Consider the following 20518-nt stretch of genomic DNA (forward strand, 5'->3'; position numbering starts at 1 on the left):
CTTTAAAAATTTTATATTTTCTTATCTTTTAAAAAAGAGCACTTACATAGTAAGCACTCTTTCCTCTATGACTAGTACTCTATTCTTGACTGCTTTCCCTCCACATATCGATTACTTTCCCTGCTTCTGTTTCGTCAATTACGAATGAGCCGTTCGAGTATCGATCGTTATAGCGGATGGATTCTGCCTGTATCTCTTCAATCATTCCTTTTTCTGTCTCTAAATAGACACTATCTCGTTTTGTCACAATCTCCATGCCTATTACGCGGTGCGGATTGGATTTTAGCTCGCGGAGCATGATGAATCCTCGTTTTGCGCGTCCCGAAGATTCAAATTCCGAAAGCTTCATTTTTTTGATAGAACCTCTCTGCGTTAAAATGACAACACTTTCTTCCTTTTCATTGGCTATTAATTTTCCAGAAGTGACAAAATCATCTGGCTTTAAGTTAATTCCTTTTACACCAGCTGCTCTTGCTCCGACAATATTCACTTCTTCTTCATGGAAACGAAGTGAATAGCCAAAGTGGGTAGCAAGCAGCACTTCCTGTTTGCCATCCGTCAAATGCACATCGACTACTTCATCGTCACCCTTTAGATTGATCGCTACCAATGGCTTCGAATATCTTTGCGCTTTGTAATTTAGTAATTCTGTTTTCTTCGCCATTCCATTTTTCGTAAAGAAAAGAAGGAATTTTGTTGACTTAAATTCTTTAATTGGCATTGCTTGAATAATATGCTCATCTCGATCGATCGGAATAATATTAGAAACATGCTGTCCTAAGTCTTTCCAGCGAATGTCTGGCAGCAAATGAACTGGGCAGTACAAATAGCTTCCTTTATTGGTGAATAACAAAACAACATCCGTTGTATTGACATCAATTTTCTTTAAAATTCGGTCGCTGTCTTTCATGCCGAAATCCTGCCCATTGCTTGCAGCAAATGAACGTTGGCTTGTTCGTTTTACGTAGCCTTCTTTTGTAACGGTAACTATGACATCTTCACTTGCAACCAATACTTCAAGATTAATTTTTATTTCTTCAATCTCTGCCTGAATAACCGTGCGTCTTGCCGTTGCAAACCGTTTTTTCACATCTTTTAATTCTTTTTTTATAACGGAAAGCAATTTCTTTTCGCTTGCTAAAATAGCTGTCCATTCTTCAATTTTTTTTGCCAGTTCTTCAGCTTCTGCTTGAAGTGCTGTAATATCTGTATTGGTCAAACGATAAAGCTGCAAGGATACAATGGCTTCCGCCTGCGGCTCCGTAAATTGATAGGCATCCATTAAATTGTTCTTCGCATCGCGTTTATCTTTTGATGCACGGATGGTTGCTATCACTTCATCTAAAATAGATAAAGCTTTTATTAATCCATCGACAATATGCTGGCGGTCTTTTGCTTTTTGCAGATCAAATTGCGTACGTTTTGTTACTACTTCTTTTTGATGGGCAATATAGGCATCTAATAAATCTAAAATACCCATTAATTTAGGTCGTTTATTATGGATTGCCACCATATTAAAACTATACGTAATCTGCAGATCGGTGTTTTTAAATAAATAATGCAAAATTCCATTTGCGTCTGCATCTTTTTTCAGTTCCACCACAATGCGCAAGCCTGTACGGTCGGTTTCATCACGAACCTCTGCTATTCCCTCGACTTTACGGTCCAGACGAAGTTCATCTATTTTTTTCACTAAATTGCTTTTGTTTATTTCATAGGGTATTTCTGTTAATACGATTTGCTGCTTTCCACCGCGAATTTCCTCAATCTCTGTTTTGCCACGGACAATAATCTTTCCTTTACCCGTTTCATAGGCTTTTTTGATTCCCTCCACCCCTTGGATGATGCCTCCGGTTGGAAAGTCAGGACCTTTAATATGCTGCATAATATCATCCACCGTATTATTCGGATGATCCATTCTTTCGATAACACCGTCAATTACTTCATCTAGATGATGAGGAGGAATATCGGTTGCGTATCCAGCAGAAATCCCGGTGGAACCATTTACTAAAAGGTTAGGAAATTTTGCCGGCAGCACAGTCGGTTCACTGGATGTATCATCAAAGTTCGGAATAAATTCCACCGTTCTTTTTTCGATATCCTTCAGCAGTTCAGCTGAGATAGCGGAAAGGCGGGCTTCTGTATAACGCATGGCAGCAGGGGGATCGCCGTCTATGCTTCCGTTATTCCCATGCATTTGAATAAGCAGATTTCTTACTTTCCATTCCTGGCTCATTCGCACCATCGCATCATATACAGAGGAGTCTCCATGTGGATGATAGTTGCCGATTACATTTCCCACAGTTTTTGCCGATTTACGGAAATTTTTATCATGTACATTGCCATCTTCATGCATGGCATAAAGAATGCGGCGCTGAACGGGTTTTAATCCATCTCTAGCATCTGGCAGCGCCCGTTCTTGAATAATATATTTACTGTAGCGTCCAAACCGGTCGCCGAGAACGTCCTCTAATGGCAAATCACGAAATTGTTCGACCGAACTCATGATGGACTTCCCTCCTCTGCAACCACTATATTTTCATTTTCTAAAATATTGCCTTCTTCTTCTAATCCAAAAGCAACGTTTGTTTCAATCCATTTTCTTCTTGGTTCTACTTTATCACCCATTAAGGTCGTAACACGGCGTTCAGCTCGTGCAATATCATCTATTTTTACGCGGATTAATGTTCTTGTTTCCGGATTCATCGTTGTTTCCCAAAGCTGGTCCGCATTCATTTCACCGAGTCCTTTGTACCTTTGCAGAATATATCCTTTGCCGACTTTTTTTATGGCATCCTGGAGATCATCATCACTCCATGAGTATTCAATTACCTCTTTTTTGCCAGAGCCTTTGCTTACTTTATATAAAGGCGGCAGGGCAATATAAACTTTTCCTGCCTCTATAAGAGGTTTCATATAACGGTAGAAAAAGGTTAACAGAAGCACTTGAATATGTGCACCGTCTGTATCCGCATCCGTCATAATAATAATTTTTTCATAATTGGAATCATCCACACTAAATTCAGCTCCGACCCCTCCGCCGATTGCGTGAATAATTGTATTTATTTCTTCGTTTTTAAAAATATCAGCAAGTTTCGCTTTTTCGGTATTTATGACTTTCCCCCGCAAAGGCAATACAGCTTGAAAGCGGCGGTCTCTTCCTTGTTTAGCAGATCCTCCAGCCGAGTCCCCTTCGACTAAATATAATTCATTTTTCAGCGGGTTTCTGGATTGAGCCGGCGTTAACTTTCCAGATAAAACGGCTTCTGACCGTTTTCTTTTTTTGCCGCTTCTTGCTTCTTCCCTTGCTTTTCTTGCTGCTTCTCTTGCTTGATAAGCCTTTATCGCCTTTTTAATAAGCAGGGAGCTGGTTTCTGGATTTTCCTCTAAAAAGTAGGCAAGATGTTCTGATACAACAGCATCTACTGCAGACCTTGCCTCGCTTGTGCCTAACTTTCCTTTTGTTTGTCCTTCAAATTGAAGCAAATCTTCGGGAACCCGAACCGAAATAATGGCAGCAAGTCCTTCGCGAATATCCGATCCATCCAGGTTTTTATCTTTTTCTTTTAAAAGATTTACTTTTCTTCCATATTCATTTAACATTCTCGTCATCGCTGTTTTCGAACCAGCCTCATGTGTACCGCCGTCTTTTGTGCGTACATTGTTGACGAATGATAGAACATTTTCAGAATAGCCATCATTAAATTGAAAAGCAAATTCTACTTCAATTCCATTGTTTTCCCCTTCAAAACTTACAACTTGATGAAGCGCATCTTTTTCTTCGTTTAAATATTCCACAAAAGCTTCAATGCCATTTTCATAATGAAATACTTGATGCTCATCATTTCGATCGTCGATTAATTCTATTCGCAGCCCTTTTAATAAAAAAGCAGATTCCCTTAAACGTTCACAAAGGGTTTCGTAATTATACGTAAGGGTCGAAAAAATTGTTTTATCTGGTTTAAAATGAATGGTCGTGCCGGTTTGGTTTGTTTTCCCTGTTTTCTCCAGTGTCGTAACAGGTTTTCCTCCATGTTCAAAACGCTGTTCATACACAAATCCATCCCTTTTAATTTTGACAACAACCCATTCAGACAATGCATTCACAACCGATGCCCCAACACCATGCAGGCCTCCACTTGTTTTGTATCCACCTTGTCCAAATTTCCCTCCAGCATGAAGCACCGTAAAGATGACTTCTGGAGTAGGCTTGCCGATTTTATGCATACCTGTTGGCATTCCTCTGCCTTTATCTTGTACACTTATGCTATTATCACGATGAATTTTCACCATAATGGTATCGCCGAATCCGGCAAGTGCTTCATCCACCGCGTTATCTACAATCTCATATACTAAATGATGCAATCCTCTGGAATCCGTACTTCCTATATACATGCCAGGGCGTTTTCTAACAGCCTCCAGCCCTTCCAAGACTTGTATGGCATCATCATTATAATCAAAAGTTTGTTGACTTTTTGCCACAGACATACCCCTTTCACCTTTCCAAAACGACATGTTATCTATCTATGTATCATGTCGAACAATTGTTTATGTATTCGTCTAATAACTTCATTATCCTTTAAATTTCTAAATATTTTCGAAAAGCGCAATTTTATCGAAACGAGAAGAAAAGAAGGTCTTGTACAACCTCCTCCCATTTTTCAAATAAAGTGAACCTTCCATCAGTGGGGGTTTTTTACATCCCCCACTGATGGCTAGTTGAACTTATCAGATCTTTACGGGCAGTTATCCCCCACCTAGCTTCCTCGATTTCTCCAGTATCTTGAGGTGGAGGTTTTACTGCCCGTTAAGTGTGGGATAAACTTTTAGCTTTCACTATCGCTAGCTGCTCGCCGACATGAAGAGTGAATCAATAAACGAAAAAGAACAAATGTTCTATCGTGTATTGTACCATTTTTTATTGTTTACGACGAGTCCTAATAAGTTTTCCTTAAAAAGGAGGAAAAAGGAACAGGTAAAATAAATAATAAACGAAGAAAATAAAAAGAAAAAGGAATTTTTTATGAAATCTTTATAAAACATCTATATTATGTTAACACAGAATATGTACAAATAAAAAGTGACCCTCTTTTTGCACTCTAAAATAACCTACAATAAGTGCAAGGATTTTGAACAAAACACATTCCTTTCCATTAAACAGAACACAAAAAGGGATGGAATGCTGTAATAATAAAACATACTTGCATCCTATCCCTCTGTAAGCCAAATTAGCTCCTATTGGCATGCTCAATTTTAATACAGCGATCCATAATGACCGTATATCCTTTATCTTTTAAACGTTTAAATGTTTCTTCATGTGCAATACCTAGTTGTGCCCAAAATACATCTGCATCGATTTGTTCAAATTCATCTGCAACAGAAGGAAGATGTTCTGGTCTTCTAAATACATTCACAATATCCACATGCTCTTTTATATCGGATAGCTTGTCAACAGCCTTTATTCCAAACACTTCATCCACGGTTGGATTAACAGGAATAATTTCATATCCGGCATTTTTCATCACATTTGCAACCATATAAGATGTTTTTCCAGGATTATTACTTAATCCTACCACAGCAATTCTTTTTGCTTTTTTTAAAATATTGCTAATTTCTTCACGACTTGGGTTTTCAATTGACATACACTTCAACACTCCTTTTATTTATCCCACTCTTAACGGGCAGTAAGACCCCCACCTCGGGGATGCCGAGAAATCGAGGAAGCTAGGTGTTGAAACTCGCCCGTAAAGGTCCGATAAGTTCAACTAACCATCAGTGGGGGATGAAGAAAACCCCCACTGATGGAAAGGTTCACTTTATCAAAAATACCTACAATAATTATTCCCTAATGAGGAAAATAAAAAACAAAACATAAAGAAAGCGGTTTCTTATTGTAGGCGTAAAAGAGTTTCTTCCTCTTCACCTAGAAGCTTTATCCAATAAACTTGATGTCAGTATCATATCAAACAATTCATTCAATTGAAAAGAAAAAAGAAAAAGTTCATAAAGTGATCCTTCCATCAGTGGGGGTTTTACTGCCCGTTAAGTGTGGGATAAAAAGATCCCATTTAAAAAAGGCAGAGCTATTGTAAATCGACGTACAATCGTTTTATACCCTAAACACTTTTCACCAAAATGCTCCCTATGAAAAGATAAAGAATTGTGACAAAAATGTAAACTCTAACAAAATGCTCATTTTTTTGTCAAAAAAGAATTGATACTTTTCTACGATTCTAATAGTGTAATATTATTAAAAACATCATCCTTTTTCTGAAATGGGAAAAAGGATGATGTTTTTTCCTTTCATTTCTATCACTATTATTGGTAAATAAAAAAGCACACAGCAGCAAAAAGGAGTATAATTATGGAAGCTTTACTTATGGATTCACCCAATCAAAAAAAGAACGATTCGCTGTACGGCCTTGTATGGAGATGGCATTTCTATGCAGGCATCGTATTTGCACCGTTTCTTATCCTTTTATCTATAACCGGTTCAATGTATTTGTTTAAGCCGCAAATGGAACAAATTCTTTATAAAGAATGGATGGGAATCGCAGCAAAGGGAGATAAAATTCCTCCATCCAATCAAATAAATTTGGTGAAAAATCAATTTCCTGACGCTATTGTTACTAAATATCGACCAGGTGAATCTGCTACTCGGTCAAGTGAAGTTACGATTGTCTCGAACAATGAAATATATACTATTTTTATCAATCCTTATTCAGGAGAAATTATAGGAAAATTAAATAATAAGGACAGAATAATGGACAAAATAGAAGAAATCCATGGTGAGCTGATGGCTGGTAAACTTGGTGATAGAATCGTAGAGTTAGCTGCCTGCTGGACGCTCGTTCTCATTATAACTGGTCTTTATTTATGGTTTCCAAAAAAAAGCTTAAAGATGGCCGGCACCCTTTTTCCCCGTATGAATAAAGGAAAAAAGATATTCCGAAGAGATCTGCATGCCGTCCCAGCTTATTGGCTAACGTTGGGAATGGTATTTTTAATCCTAACAGGTTTGCCGTGGTCTGGATTTTGGGGTGCAAATTTTCAAATAGCAACGACTAATTCAGGTGCAGGATATCCTCCTTCGATTTGGACAGGAAGTGCCCCTGCCTCCTTAACTAAAACAAAAGATGTTGCAGAAGTTCCATGGGCAGCAGAAAACTTACAAGTTCCTGCATCTACCATTCAAGGATTTGTCCCACTAACCATGGATGATGTTGTATCGATTGCCAACCGTGAAGGCATCCATCCAACTTATACGGTATTTATTCCTAAAACGAAAGATGGTGTATATACGCTGTCTGTGTTTCCTCCCAAGGCTCAGGATGAAGCGACCATGCATATTGATCAATATACAGGAGCAGTTCTTGCTGATTATCGCTATAACAACTATGGAATAATAGGTAAAATAATTGCATGGGGCATTACGCTTCATAAAGGCACCCAATTTGGTTTTATCAATCAATTAATAAGTCTCATTGTTTGTTTAGGAATTATCTTTGTTGCTTGCAGCGGATTCTATCTATGGTTAAAACGAAAACCGAAGAAAACGATGGGTGCACCGAAATCCCCTAGTGTTTGGAAGAAGAAACAATTTCTTCTTTTAGTGGCTGTGCTTGGATTTTTATTTCCCTTAGTTGGATTATCCATCTTTGCAGTCTTTCTGGCGGACAGGTTACTCATTCAGCAACTTCCTAGATTAAGGAAGTTTTTCTATGAATAATTTACACGGAAAAGGAGTTTTTCTTCAATTGGTAAAAAATAGAGGGCATTTGTATATGGTTGTCTGCATGCTTTGCTTATTATTAAATGCTTGTTCCCTTAGGGAAGATAGTAAAAAAAGCTATAAAAAGGAGACACCGCTTCGTCCAGAAATAATCCTGCCAGACCCTTATTCTGTACAGAAGCAAGAAACGATAAAAATCATTCTTAGTCTATCAGGGGGACAACAAGAATATCCTGATTCCATCCAAGTGGATATTTGGAAACAAGATGGTTCCTATCAAAATAAAGCAGAGGCGGTTCAGGAAAAAGGAAATGGCATTTATCTGTTGAAAAAAAGCTTTGACCTGGAAGGATTATATTTTTTGAAGCTAACAGCTGGCAGTAAGGATTCGATTATCATGCCTACTAAACAATTCATTGTAGGCAGACTTACCGAAAGCGATCAGGAATTTTTGCGGGAAAATGCGCCAAAAGAAAAGACCATAGAGCATCATCATCATTAACCATAAGAGCGTAAAAACATTTTTTCTATTTTCTATATAAAAAAATCCGAGTTTAGTAGAAATAAACTCGGATTTTTTTATTATTCTTTGTTCTTGCCATCTTTTAATGCCAAGGATGGCCATGCGGTATCATTGGCAAAATAGCGAGACCAGCTTGCCACACCAGCCAGACCGTATTTATCTACGAGGTTTGCCCTCTTGGATAACGACATTTCATCTTCCAGCCAAATTTTATATGTCGATTTCGATTTTCTGTCAAAATATTCTCCGTAGTTTTGACCACTCGCTTCATCATACGTTGGCATTACTTTATTTCTTTTCAGCCATTCCTCCACTTTCTCCATCGACAGCGCTTTGGAAGAGATGTTTCCATTTTCTTTTTCTTCCCAAAGTCTTGTATAAAGTGGCACAGCCAAGATTAATTTATTACTGGATACCTCGTCCAATAAATTTTTTAAATTCGATTCCACCCATGGAAAACTGGCCACACTGCCTGCCGTTGGGGAGCTTGCCCAATGTTCATCGTAAGCCATGACTACCATATAATCGACAATATCGGAAAGATGTTCTCTCTCGTAGAATTCTGAATAGTTTCCTCCAGCAATAAATGTAACATCCATCGATACCGTTAAACCTGCTTTATGCAAATAAGGGGTAGCTTCCCTTATAAACTGAGTAACATATTTGCCGTCTTTTTTGTTTACATTCTCAATATCAATATTAATGCCATCCAAATGATACATTTCACTGTAAACCAACAGCTGCCTGATCACTTTTTGTCTTGTTTTATAATCTTTAAATACTTCATGTGTTTTTTCTGGGTCAAAATCATTAGAAAATAAGCCCCATACTTGATAGTTTTGCTTATGCGCCCATTTTACATACTCTGTCGAGCCTAAATTGCTTACATTTCCTTTATTTCCAGATAGTTTAAACCATGTAGGGGAAACAACATTGACCCCTTCCATTTTTTTAATAGTCGATGTATCAGGATTTTTTGTATAAACCGCTTCCCATGTTAATTGAATGGGGCCTTTTACTGGAGAAAGCTTTGGTTTCTCCATATTTACGTCCACTTTTACGGTTTCCGTTTTTCCAGAATCAATCATATCCTTTTTCACAAAACCTGCTGCCCCGTTCTTTTTTCGGACAAAATAATAATCGCCTTCCTCTTTTTCGATGGTGACGCTCTCTTTACTCGTCAGTTCTTCTGTATAAGGGGAAAACATACTTGCTTCCGTTCGAAGCCTCATATAATCTTTGTCCACCTTTTTTTCTGTCACAGATCCCCACTTTTTTTCTTCTCCATCTTTTTCTAAAAGCACGGCATGATAATCCTTCAGGACGGAATATTGAACACCATAAAAATCAACTAATGGTTCAACAGCGACATAAATTTCTCCATTTTCATCTTTAATAGGATGGAATTGAAGTTCAACTGCTTTATCATTAACAAAATAGGAAACAGATTTAGAAGGGAATTGTACTACTTTATCTTTTGTTGTGACAATGACCGAATTACTATTTGTATCGTATGTAATACTTGCATCTATATTTTGTTTCCATGCTGATAAAGGTAGATACACAGTTTTATTAACAACCAATGCATTACCGATTTGTTTTCCATTTAAAAGGATGGGATTTTCCCCTTTAAAATAGTTTGTTTTTTCGTTGCTTGCAAAATTATACAATAATAATAGAATACTAGAAAGAATCATCAGGATTCCGATGAAGAACCCAAATAAGATCCATTTCTTCTTCTTTTTTTTGTGTGGTTGAAACAATATTTCTGCCATATATTCCTCCTTGACGTCATTCTGCAGCTGTTTTTCTTCGTAATAGAAGACGAGTATTACATTGGAATAGTTTCATGATAACATCCTTTTTTACAGGAAAAAAGAAACAAGCATTCTTTAGGATGTCGACGTTCCTCTCCTTACTCCATCTTAAATGCTTCACTCCTCGAAATACCATTTTCGAACAGCCGGGCTTAATAAGCAAAAGGAACTTTGTCTACACGCTATTCTTGTCTCTTTTCTCTTTTTTAAATTATTCTCTATAAAAATTTTTCCCCATTTTAATGTGTTCTGCTTGAATTTCAAGCGGGACAAGGCTGCCCCCTGTTCCCCAAAAGATATGGGTGGATTGCTTCATCTGGTTGGAAAGTCCGTTATTTTCAATATAGGATTCTTTTATATTACGATAAAATGAAATGGGGCCATACAGTGCGGCCAATGCCGATGGTTCTAAGTATTGCTGCTCCGTTTCCATTAATTCATACAATAAAAGAAACAGCTCTGGATCGGAAACGGTATAACAGCCAGTTATCATGCTGCCGACTTGTTTCACTACAAAATTAGAAGCTTTTCCAACAGCAAGCCCATCTGCTTCTGTCTGATTATCGATGCCTAAATCCTGTACGGAAATAGTTTCGTTTTCCGTATACAACCGGGCAAGCATTGATGGTGAATGGGTAGGCTCAGCAAAAAAACAATGCACATCATTTCCAAATATCGACTTTAACCCATATGTAATGCCACCTGGCGCCCCACCAACCCCACATGGCAAATAAACAAATAAAGGATGACTTTCATCTACTATAATCCGTTGTTCTTCTAGTTGTTGTTTTAATCGATAAGCACCAACAGCATATCCTTCAAATAAATACTCGGAATTTTCATCATCAATAAAGTAGCTGTTTGCATCACGTTCGGCTTCTTTTCTTCCTTCTTCCACCGCAACACTATAATCTTCTTCATGTTCAATTACTTTTGCACCGATTTCCCTTAATTTTTCTTTTTTCCATTGTTTTGCATCTTTTGACATATGTACAACCACTTGAAAACCTAGTTTTCTGCCTATCATGCCGATGCTTAATCCTAAATTTCCAGTAGAACCAACAATAATCGTATATGTTTCGAAAAAAGATTTAAATTGTTGTGATAAAAGGATTAGATAGCTTTGGTCTTTCTGTAATTCACCTTCATTGATCGCAATTTTTTCGGCAAATTTGAGGACCTCATAAATGCCTCCTCTCGCTTTAACGGAGCCAGAAATAGGCAATCTATGATCACATTTAAGATACCATTTTCCATCAAATAAACGATTCTCTCTTTTTTCAATCAATTGTTTCATTTTTGGTATTTCCACAAGAGGGGATTCTATTAAGCCATTATTTTTTTCCGTTTCAGGAAAAAACACACTAATTACGGGAGCAAACCGCTCTAATCTTGCCATTGCTTCATTTATTTGAATATTATTAGGTATTGTTTTTTGTTTGTTGGCATCTATATTTATCCAAAATACTTCCTCATATGCCTTTAGCTTATTTAAAAGCGGCGCTGAGCACTGAATGAAGCTGTTTTTATTATTAAACTTCATGCTATTCCTCCTCGCAATATGTCAGTATCAGAATCGAGTTTTTAAGAAAAGGAAGGCGGAGTTACTACCCATACGCTGATGCATTCTACCTCCCCTGTATTCTTGTAATAATGAGGGATATTCGCATCATAATAAATGCTGTCTCCTTCTTCCAAATCATATGTTTCATTGCCAATTTCATAAAATAGACTTCCTTTTATAATAAAACCAAATTCTTCTCCTTTATGAGAATGTGCTTCTGTGCCAGAAGCTGCACCTGGCTTTAATGTTACGAGCACAGCACCCATTTCTTTGCTTCCAGATGGAGACAAAAGTTCATAAAAAGTAGATTGGTCATTTGCTTTCATGATGGTGACTCGCTCATTTTTGCGAACTACTCTTGAATTTTCCTGTTGATCTTGAAACAGTTCTACAAGCGAAATTGACAAAGCTTGGACTATTTTCCTTAAACTTTCAATTGTTGGGCTGTTTAAATTTCTTTCAACATTGCTAATATATCCATTTGATAAACCTGTTTTTAATGCCACATCCGCAATAGTTAATCGTTTTTCTTTACGTATTTCTTTTATTTTTTCTCCTAAATTCATTCCACTAATCCCTTTCTTTCTCTTTTCAGATTATATGTATTTTAAATAATCCTATGTACTTTGTTTCTTCCTTCTAAATTGCAATAGAACTATTTTTTTATTATACTAAATATTCCATTTATTTTATAGAAACTCCTCTTTTACATAATTTTGGAAACAATAATTGGCTGCAACTAACCAAGCTTTGAAAAAATTGCCGGTTGTTTCTCCTTCCAAAATGTATAACAATTAAAGTAGCAAGAAAACAGTCATACAACTAGGAGGAAAATCATGAAAAATAAGACATTGCTACTTTCAATAATGGCATGCATTGCTATTATTTTTTCTACATTTACTATCCAGCCTTCTATTTCCAAAGCACAGACAAATGACCATGATCCAGTTATTTACATTCATGGTGCAGGTGGTAACAGTACAAACTTTTATGGCATTAAAAACTATCTAAAAAAACAAGGATGGTCCGATAACGAACTGTATGCCATTGAAATGATAGATAAAACTGGTAATAGTATAAATAATGCTAGGCAGCTTGCTTCTTATGTTGATGAAGTGTTAAAGAAAACAGGAAAGAGCAAAGTTGACATTATTGGACACAGCGCGGGAGGCATAAATTCCCTGACTTATATTCTCAATAGCGGTGGAAGCAAGGTGAACGATGTGGTAACGTTAGGTTCACCAAACAAATTTGTAACATCGAAAGCTCCAGTGGGTACAGATCCTAACCATAAAATTCTGTATACTTCGATTTATAGCACAAGCGACTATGTGGTGCCCTATCGACTTTCAATTCTACAGGGAGCAAAAAACGTACAAATCAGCGGTGTAGGCCATATGGGAATAGTGTTAAATAGTAAAGTCAACGAGCTGATTGAAGAAGGATTAAATGGCGGAGGAGAAAATACAAATTAACAATATAGACTTGATAAGTGTTGCTTCCTCGATTTTATCGAGGAAGCGTTTGCTATTTGTTATAGTGAAACCTGTTTTTGTTATTTAAATAGGTATTATTTAGTCTTCTTCCATTTATTTCAAAGAAATTGCTATTGTATTCACTCTAAATTAGTAAGTATTGGTATATCATAGCTGATTTCGATTCTTCTTTTTTATTATTTTGTCAAAATCTCAACAAAAAAGGGAGATTTCTCCGCTACTCTTAACAATTCCCCATTGCCTTTTATGCTGCAAAAATCTGCGATCGCATTTACAATCTTATACTTGTTCTAATACTACTTTCCTAATCCATTCCCGCATTCTACTAATCGGACTAGTTACTGTAACATCTTGCAAAAGAAGAACTCACATCGCCCTTCAATGGCCACAATGACATCATGCAAATAGTATTACAAAAACCTTTCAATCCTTTTACAGATTTGAAAATTCAGTAAAAATGCTTTCTTTTTAAGTTAATTTCCTTTAGAATGCGCACTAGATGGTTTTCTAACAGTAGGGAATTATACTTCTTGGTTTCGAAGGGAGAAAAATCATGAAAAAATGGATGCATTTATTATTTATAGGGCTTCTTGCATTTGTGTTAACAGCATGTTCATCGAATGCAGAAGGTAAAAAAGCAAAAGAAAATACAGAAACAAACTCTTCCCAAACAGAGCAGCAGAATCAAGCAAAACAAATGGAAGAGATGCAAAAGAAGCTGGAAAAGCAAAAAATGGATGAAAACAAAACCGTTGCTATTGTAAATGACAAAAAACTTTTGGGCAGCGACTATAATGCTTTATTAGCATCAACACAAACGCAAATTCAACAAATGGGACAAGATCCAACCTCTAAAGAAGCGGCAAAGCAGATTAAAGAACAGACAATTAACAGCTTAGTAGGGCAAACACTTCTTCTACAGGATGCTGATAAAAAAGGATATACAGCATCAGAAGACGAAATTAACAAACAATTAGACGCAAGCAAGAAGCAATTTAAAAGTGATAAGGAATTTAATGAAGCTTTAAAAAATGCAGGTCTAGATATGAATCAACTTAAAGTACAAATTGCTGATAATGTTAAGTTTACAGCGTACGTTGATAAAGAAGTGAAAGTAGATGCTGTGACAGACAAAGAAATTGAAGCATACTATGATCAAGTTTCCCAGCAAGGAAGCAGTTCTGGTCAAAAACCTCCGAAACTAGAGGACATAAAACCAAAAATCAAAGAATCTTTGGAGCAGCAAAAGAAACAAGAACAGCTTGTAACAAAGGTTGAAGAACTTAAAAAACAGGCAAACGTAGATATTAAAATATAAAGTAAAAGGCGCCCTAAAGGATTAGGGCGCTCTCTTCGTTGTCTAGGAAATTATAAACGAAATAGAGTTGTGGATAACTTAGCAGTTTGGTCCGCGTCCAGCTCCGAAGTACAGGATATACAAGTGCCGATGAAGACATAAGGTCGTGGAGTAGTTAATCGGCCAGTTTGTACGGCGATGATCAAGGCGCCCCGCGCTTTTGTTCTTTAACACCCTTTGTCTATAAGTTATTGGTATATACACCATTGTACGAAGAATGAATTAAGTTTAAAGCAAAGTTATTTAAATAACATAAAATTATTCCTGTTAAAGAAAGGTGATTTCCTCTTTTTTTTATTCTGTTGAATGTTTTTATCGTACATCCAAGATAATAGTCATTTACTAATTTATTACATATGTTAAAATTCTTACTATAAAAATCTATGGGGGCGATATAATGTTATTTGCAAAAACACCAAATCCACCTTATTACGCGGTTATTTTTACTTCTCAAAGAACAGAAAAAGATGATGAAGGGTATGGTAAAGTTGCTAATTTAATGGATGAACTTGCTTCGAAGCAACCAGGATTTTTAGGTGTTGAGAGTTCTAGAGATCAAGATGGCATAGGTATAACCGTTTCCTATTGGAATAGCTTAGAATCGATAAAATTATGGAAAGACAATATGCCTCATCAAAAAGCGCAGGAAAAAGGTAAAAGTGATTGGTATTCCAAATACATAACTCGTATTTGTAAAGTGGAAAGAGATTATACTTTTAGTAAATAGAATTTTTTTCGGGGCTACGTTTTATCGAAGCCTCTTTTATTGCACATTTTTTGACTGTCAATTAACTTCTAACATCATTTGATTATCAAAATTCCTCTTGATACAATTATTCTAAAAATGAGGTGATCATTTTGTGTGGCAGATTTACTTTATTTGCAGAGTTTGAGGATATTATCAAACGTTTTGATATTGTTATAGCTATAGAAGAAGCGTTATTTAAGACTAATTACAATGTAGCTCCTTCCCAATCAGTTTTATCTGTTATAAGTGATGGAAAACAGAATCGATTAGGTTATCTTCGCTGGGGGTTAATACCACCTTGGGCCCAAGATATGAAAATCGGATATAATATGATAAATGCACGAGCTGAAACATTAAAAGAAAAACCAAGCTTTCGAAATGCTTATAAGAAGCATCGTTGTTTAATTATTGCCGATTCTTTCTATGAATGGAAACGCCTCGATGATAAAAAGAAAATACCGATGCGCATAAAGTTAAAATCGAATGAACTATTTGCAATGGCTGGCTTATGGGAACGTTGGGAATCACCCACTGGCGAAACTATTTATTCCTGTTCTGTCATTACAACCGAGCCTAATGTTTTAATGAAAGACATCCATGATCGTATGCCTGTTATTTTAAAGCCTGAAGATGAGCAATACTGGTTAGACCCTTCTATTAACAATACCAATGATCTAGATAAACTCCTTAAGCCATTTGACTATGAACAAATGGAAGCTTTTGAAGTTTCATCAGATGTTAATTCACCAAAAAATAACTCACCAAATCTTGTAGAAAAAATCGGTTAGTGAGTTGCATCTCTACTTAACTTGCACTTTTAAATCAAAATTTTTATGCATAAATTAATAATTATATCTCATAATATAAACAGGATCTGTAGCTCAAAGAATAGAGCGGCCAACAGTTTTACTCGTAAGCTGTTGAGTAGTTTGTGGGTTAGATTCCCACCAGATCCTTTAATATTGAATGAATTTTTTCTTCTCACCACGGATACTTCTTTTTATTCATGATTATATTTTTTATTGCTAATCCAATAAATTGATATATAGAGTGTCAGCAAAACCAACAAAAACGTTAGGAATAAATTCACCCATGCATCTAATCTTACTTCCCCAGTAATTAACGTCACCATTGCATGTTTACTCATACTAGCTGGATTGACAACATCAAATATTGTAAATAATCCAACAAAAATTCTGCAGCCTAAAAGAAAGATAATAGAAATTATTGCGATAATAGCTTGACTGTTAATAATCGCACTGCACATTGTTGTAAAGGATACGATAAATAGTGCCCAAACAAGGTAAAATAATAACGCGATAATCATAGGTTTAAATGATATATCAGTAAAAAGATAATTTATGTATAAGTAAGAAGTGAAATATCCTATCACAATGCTAAAAACTGTTAACAAATAACTTGAAATAATTTTACTGCCTATATAAGAAAAAACTGTAACAGGTCTAGATAAAATAAAGGATAACATGCCATTTGCTTTATCTACCTGAATAACACTCATTATCGAAATGGCAAGAAGGATTATCCCAAGCTGATCAAATTGAGATCCTAATGTAGAGGCTAGTACGGTTTCTCCTTTTTGATTGGTTATGCTTGGATCAATTGTAATACCCTGCCCATTGCTTAGTGAATTCAAAATGGATGGCAAATAATACGTTACGATTGGCTGAGTTATCCCTAAAAAAATAAAGATGATCGGCAGCCAAATAACTTTAAAATCACGAACCATTTGTACGAATTCTTTTTTTATCAGTACGTGTAAGCTGTTCATTTTTCTACCACCAATTTCAAAAAGATTTCTTCTAGTGTATCGTTATTAATTTCAAATTTTCTGAGGTCCATTTCATTCTCGAGAACATTTTTTAGAATAAATTTTTTGTTTTGTTCTATGTTATCTACTTTTAGCTTTACTTTATTTCCAATAATTTCTACATCCTTCACGTATGGTAATTCATTCAAAACATCAATCCATCTTTGATCCATCTCTGTAACTTCAACAATTAACTTATTTTTACTATTGCGGTTTAACAATTCGGTGATCGTTGTATCTTCTATTTTTTCCCCGTTTTTAATAATGATAAATCGTTCACATATTTCTTCTGCATCGCCCAATATATGAGTTGATAATAATATCGTCGTTTCTTTTTTTATTTCTTCTATCAGATTTATCACTTCTCTTCTACCGATTGGATCTAAAGCAGAGACGGGTTCATCCATAATAATAAAAGAAGGCCGATGAAGCAGTGCTTGAGCAATACCCAGCCGCTGTTTCATTCCACCGGAAAAGGTCCCAACTTTTGAATTTTCTTCCAATTCAAGTCCAACCTTCACTAAAATTGCAGGTATTAAGTTTGTTAACTCTTCTTTTGGCAATCCAGAAAGCTGCCCCATAAACATTAGTGTTTCTTTCGCTGTCATCCAAGAGTAAAAATTAGGGTACTGAGGCAGGTAGCCAATTTCTCGTTTCATTTTTTCTATAGGTTTTCCATTAAGTAAAACTACTCCCTCATTAGGATCAATAATAGATGAAATCACTTTTATTAAAGTAGATTTGCCTGCTCCATTCGGTCCGATTAAACCAACACATTCTCCTGATCGCAGTTCAAATGAAAAATTATTAACAGCGGTTTTTTCTTTAAATCTTTTCGTCACATTCATGATTTTCAAATTCACACTCTTTCACTCTCCTTTCTCCCTAAAACAAAGTACAAAATTGGTCCAATGGTTTGAATAAAAATAATAATACATGCCCACATAAAAATATTCATTCTCATTTTTCTATTTTTATATAAATCTATTAATGCCGTTACAGTTAATATAGTTCCGACAATAATAAATGGCGCTAGCATTGGAATAAAAGTCATAAAATCAAAATTTTTTAAATCATCCAGTCCATAGTGAAGCTTCATTAATACTACCTCCTTTCATTATCATTATCGATAATGATAACACATAAAAATGTTATTTGCTAATGTTATTCTCATTATTTATAATGGGAATAACATAAACACAAAAAAGGTGATAGTATGAGTAATAAAGTGAAAATTTTAATGCATCCAGTAAGGATGAAAATTTGCCAAGCACTCATGAGCAATAAAGAAAGTGGACTTACGCCATTAGGGATGGTCAAAATCATTAAAGATGTTCCTCAAGCGACTTTATACAGACATATACAAATAATGTTGGATTCTAATATTATTTATGTGAAGAAAGAAAAAAAGGTTAAATCGGTTTCTGAAAAATATTACGCTTTAAATGAAAAAGAGGCAATACTTAATGGAGAAGAATGGAAAAAGGCTTCTAATGACGAAAAGTTAGATTTTTTTTCCTATTATCAATTGTCCCTAATGACCCAATATCAAAGTTATCTTAAAAAATTAGAGGAAGAAAACTCCAAGGAAGACAGTGCTACTTTTTCTATCGTAGATTTAAAACTAGATGAGGACAACTTCGTACAATTTCAAAACGAATTAAATGAGTTAATGAAAAAATACTACCATAAATCAGACAATAAATCGGATTCTCCATGTCGAACAATCGCTGTTACTATTATTCCAAGTACTTAACAAACATAAAAGGGTTGTTGGAATGTTTAACAACCCTTTTATTATTTATTTGATTGATGCTTCATAAATTCTTTCCATTGAACGATAATAAATGTTTGAGGAATTAAAATCGATTGGTTGTATGGGGTTGAAATAATAACCTCCATTCCCTCACCTTGTAATATATCTGTTATTCGATATGCATCTGATTTCCCTTTTTCAGTTAATCCTCTTGTTCTTTCATTTTCTTCCGCTTTTGGTGATTCTTCAAATGCAAATGAAAGTTTTCATACTAAATCTCAATGATCTTTAGAATATTATTATTCCAAATAAATCCTTCTTTTAAATCTAATATTAATCAATTTTTTGCTAGCTTTTATCATTCTGTTCTTGACTAAATTTCCAATCGAGGTAGCGTCAGGAAATTGCGGATTTACAACGTTAAAGAACATTCAATATTAAAAAGCATAAATTTCTCAATTTAATGCTGAGAAATTAGGCTTTTTTCATTACTCTATTAAAGCTACCCTATAGTTTAAGTGTATTTATTCACAACCTTTTTTATTTTATTTAAGCATTAACCTACCCTTTTTATTCTCTCTATTCCTTTTTGAGAACTTATTAGATACTCCCTACATTATATTTGGACGCTAGTATGAATTTGAATGCACTTGAGTAAAAACGTTCTATAAATGTTCCTTTTGTTGCATTACCAATATTTTTTTCTAGAATCAGCGGGGTAATCTGGATATTATAATTAATAAAAATCGTTACTATTACAAATAGCAAAATTCCATAGCCAATCATCAAGCGATAGGCGCTTCTATCGTTTGAACCGTTTAAAATCGTTATTTTTTGTTCCACTTTTCTCTTTCCCATTTGCTTCATGTCGTCCAGAACAAAGAAAAAAAGTGCTAAAAAAATGGGGAATGCTAGAGCATAAACAAAAAATGAAGTATGCCAGCTGATTTTCAACAACTGCCCCACCAAAAGCGTCAGACAAATGCCGCCTAATCCTTCAAATGAACTTTCCATTCCGATTACTTTTGCTAGTTTACGCAGCTGACAACAAAGAATATAATTTTACATCCTCTTTACGCATGACAAAGTATTCAACCCCTTTAGTTAGTTATTAATGCTTATTCATGAATATTTACCATTTTAGCTCTTCTTTTGAGTTCCGTCTCTTTTTCAAGCAATTTCCCATCATAGTCCTCTATTTTTCCACCTAATCTTTTCATTATTTCATCAATCTCAATCCGTTTATCTATTAGTCGCTCTCTTTCGTCAACTAGGATATTTCTGCGAGCTTGCAAAGTAGTAATTCCTTCTATAAATAAAGTCGTATACTCAAATAACGCCTCAATTGTTAATCCAGCATTTCGCATACATATTATAAATTCAATCCATTTAATATCATCCTCATTGTAATCACGTAAGCCACTTTCTCTTCGGTTAACCGGAGGAATCAAGCCCACGCGTTCGTATTACCTGAGCGTTGCTGCAATTAAATTAAACTGTTTTGCCACTTGTGCGATATTCATTTTCTTCACCTCACTATCTTTTTATATACCGAATCTATCATTTAAAGTTAACTTTAAGTCAAGGAAAATCATTCATAAGTTGTAGAACTTTTTCAACATGTTCTCACTTGCCTTGAAGAATACTTTAAGGTCTATACTTACACCATGCAACGATTAAAGTATGAATAAAGGAGT

At 35.4% G+C, this 20518-nt stretch carries 17 protein-coding genes, 1 tRNA gene and 2 pseudogenes; 8 read left to right on the top strand and 12 right to left on the bottom strand.

The window, feature by feature from the left end:
- Positions 1–79: 79 nt before the first annotated feature.
- From parC to ACTYBU_RS20530, 3 genes are all read right to left on the bottom strand, one after another.
- Entirely contained in the window at positions 80–2506 is a 2427-nt protein-coding gene (gene parC / locus ACTYBU_RS20520; protein WP_445492640.1) for a DNA topoisomerase IV subunit A, read from the bottom strand.
- Positions 2503–4488: a DNA topoisomerase IV subunit B gene (gene parE / locus ACTYBU_RS20525; protein WP_445492642.1), complete on the bottom strand. Its 1986-nt coding sequence runs from the start codon at positions 4486–4488 to the stop codon at positions 2503–2505. Before parE ends, parC begins: the two co-directional genes overlap by 4 nt.
- Before the next feature lie 740 nt (positions 4489–5228).
- Positions 5229–5642, bottom strand: coding sequence for a CoA-binding protein (locus ACTYBU_RS20530; protein ID WP_445492644.1), 414 nt, complete (start codon positions 5640–5642; stop codon positions 5229–5231).
- A gap of 722 nt (positions 5643–6364) precedes the next feature.
- Between ACTYBU_RS20530 and ACTYBU_RS20535 the strand changes: the two genes are divergently transcribed.
- A complete protein-coding gene (locus ACTYBU_RS20535; protein WP_445492646.1) occupies positions 6365–7729 on the top strand; it encodes a PepSY-associated TM helix domain-containing protein in 1365 nt (454 codons plus the stop codon).
- A complete protein-coding gene (locus ACTYBU_RS20540) occupies positions 7722–8234 on the top strand; it encodes a FixH family protein (protein ID WP_445492647.1) in 513 nt (170 codons plus the stop codon). The genes ACTYBU_RS20535 and ACTYBU_RS20540 overlap by 8 nt, the downstream gene beginning before the upstream one ends.
- Positions 8235–8314: 80 nt before the next feature.
- Here the strand turns inward: ACTYBU_RS20540 and ACTYBU_RS20545 are convergent, their stop codons facing one another.
- From ACTYBU_RS20545 to ACTYBU_RS20555, 3 genes are all read right to left on the bottom strand, one after another.
- Entirely contained in the window at positions 8315–10030 is a 1716-nt protein-coding gene (locus ACTYBU_RS20545) for a glycosyl hydrolase family 18 protein (protein WP_445492649.1), read from the bottom strand.
- 253 nt (positions 10031–10283) lie between these two features.
- Positions 10284–11615 carry a D-serine ammonia-lyase gene (locus tag ACTYBU_RS20550; RefSeq protein WP_445492651.1) on the bottom strand — a complete coding sequence of 444 codons (1332 nt, stop codon included), beginning with the start codon at positions 11613–11615 and terminating at the stop codon, positions 10284–10286.
- A gap of 41 nt (positions 11616–11656) precedes the next feature.
- The gene (locus ACTYBU_RS20555) at positions 11657–12202 is read right to left on the bottom strand and encodes a cupin domain-containing protein (protein ID WP_445492652.1); all 546 of its coding nucleotides are present in this window, start codon (positions 12200–12202) and stop codon (positions 11657–11659) included.
- A 270-nt stretch (positions 12203–12472) separates the two neighbouring features.
- Between ACTYBU_RS20555 and ACTYBU_RS20560 the strand changes: the two genes are divergently transcribed.
- From ACTYBU_RS20560 to ACTYBU_RS20580, 5 genes are all read left to right on the top strand, one after another.
- A complete protein-coding gene (locus ACTYBU_RS20560) occupies positions 12473–13111 on the top strand; it encodes an esterase/lipase family protein (protein WP_445492653.1) in 639 nt (212 codons plus the stop codon).
- A gap of 574 nt (positions 13112–13685) precedes the next feature.
- Positions 13686–14450 (top strand): SurA N-terminal domain-containing protein, encoded by a 765-nt coding sequence (locus tag ACTYBU_RS20565; RefSeq protein WP_445492655.1) that lies wholly within the window; start codon positions 13686–13688, stop codon positions 14448–14450.
- A 436-nt stretch (positions 14451–14886) separates the two neighbouring features.
- On the top strand, positions 14887–15216 hold the full coding sequence (locus ACTYBU_RS20570) for an antibiotic biosynthesis monooxygenase family protein (protein WP_445492657.1): 330 nt from the start codon (positions 14887–14889) through the stop codon (positions 15214–15216).
- 131 nt (positions 15217–15347) lie between these two features.
- A complete protein-coding gene (locus tag ACTYBU_RS20575; RefSeq protein ID WP_445492658.1) occupies positions 15348–16025 on the top strand; it encodes an SOS response-associated peptidase in 678 nt (225 codons plus the stop codon).
- Between the two features lie 82 nt (positions 16026–16107).
- Positions 16108–16193 (top strand) — tRNA-OTHER (locus tag ACTYBU_RS20580).
- A gap of 44 nt (positions 16194–16237) precedes the next feature.
- Here the strand turns inward: ACTYBU_RS20580 and ACTYBU_RS20585 are convergent.
- From ACTYBU_RS20585 to ACTYBU_RS20595, 3 genes are read right to left on the bottom strand one after another with little or no spacing between them, the layout of a single operon-like run.
- Positions 16238–17026: a hypothetical protein gene (locus ACTYBU_RS20585; RefSeq protein WP_445492660.1), complete on the bottom strand. Its 789-nt coding sequence runs from the start codon at positions 17024–17026 to the stop codon at positions 16238–16240.
- On the bottom strand, positions 17023–17928 hold the full coding sequence (locus ACTYBU_RS20590; RefSeq protein ID WP_445492661.1) for an ABC transporter ATP-binding protein: 906 nt from the start codon (positions 17926–17928) through the stop codon (positions 17023–17025). Before ACTYBU_RS20590 ends, ACTYBU_RS20585 begins: the two co-directional genes overlap by 4 nt.
- Entirely contained in the window at positions 17925–18164 is a 240-nt protein-coding gene (locus tag ACTYBU_RS20595; protein ID WP_445492662.1) for a PLD nuclease N-terminal domain-containing protein, read from the bottom strand. Before ACTYBU_RS20595 ends, ACTYBU_RS20590 begins: the two co-directional genes overlap by 4 nt.
- A gap of 117 nt (positions 18165–18281) precedes the next feature.
- Here ACTYBU_RS20595 and ACTYBU_RS20600 point away from each other — a divergent pair, with 117 nt between their 5' ends.
- Positions 18282–18821 carry a helix-turn-helix domain-containing protein gene (locus ACTYBU_RS20600; RefSeq protein ID WP_445492664.1) on the top strand — a complete coding sequence of 180 codons (540 nt, stop codon included), beginning with the start codon at positions 18282–18284 and terminating at the stop codon, positions 18819–18821.
- A gap of 95 nt (positions 18822–18916) precedes the next feature.
- On the opposite strand, the pseudogene ACTYBU_RS20605 reads toward ACTYBU_RS20600, so the two are convergent.
- The 3 genes and pseudogenes from ACTYBU_RS20605 to ACTYBU_RS20615 form a co-directional block, all read right to left on the bottom strand.
- A pseudogene (locus ACTYBU_RS20605) lies at positions 18917–19066 on the bottom strand (histidine phosphatase family protein); the annotation flags it as partial.
- Between the two features lie 355 nt (positions 19067–19421).
- Positions 19422–19835, bottom strand: a complete 414-nt coding sequence (locus tag ACTYBU_RS20610) for a hypothetical protein (protein WP_445492665.1) — start codon at positions 19833–19835, stop codon at positions 19422–19424.
- A gap of 104 nt (positions 19836–19939) precedes the next feature.
- Positions 19940–20344: pseudogene (locus tag ACTYBU_RS20615) on the bottom strand (MerR family transcriptional regulator).
- Positions 20345–20518 lie beyond the last annotated feature (174 nt).

The organism is Niallia sp. 03133 (assembly GCF_052663225.1).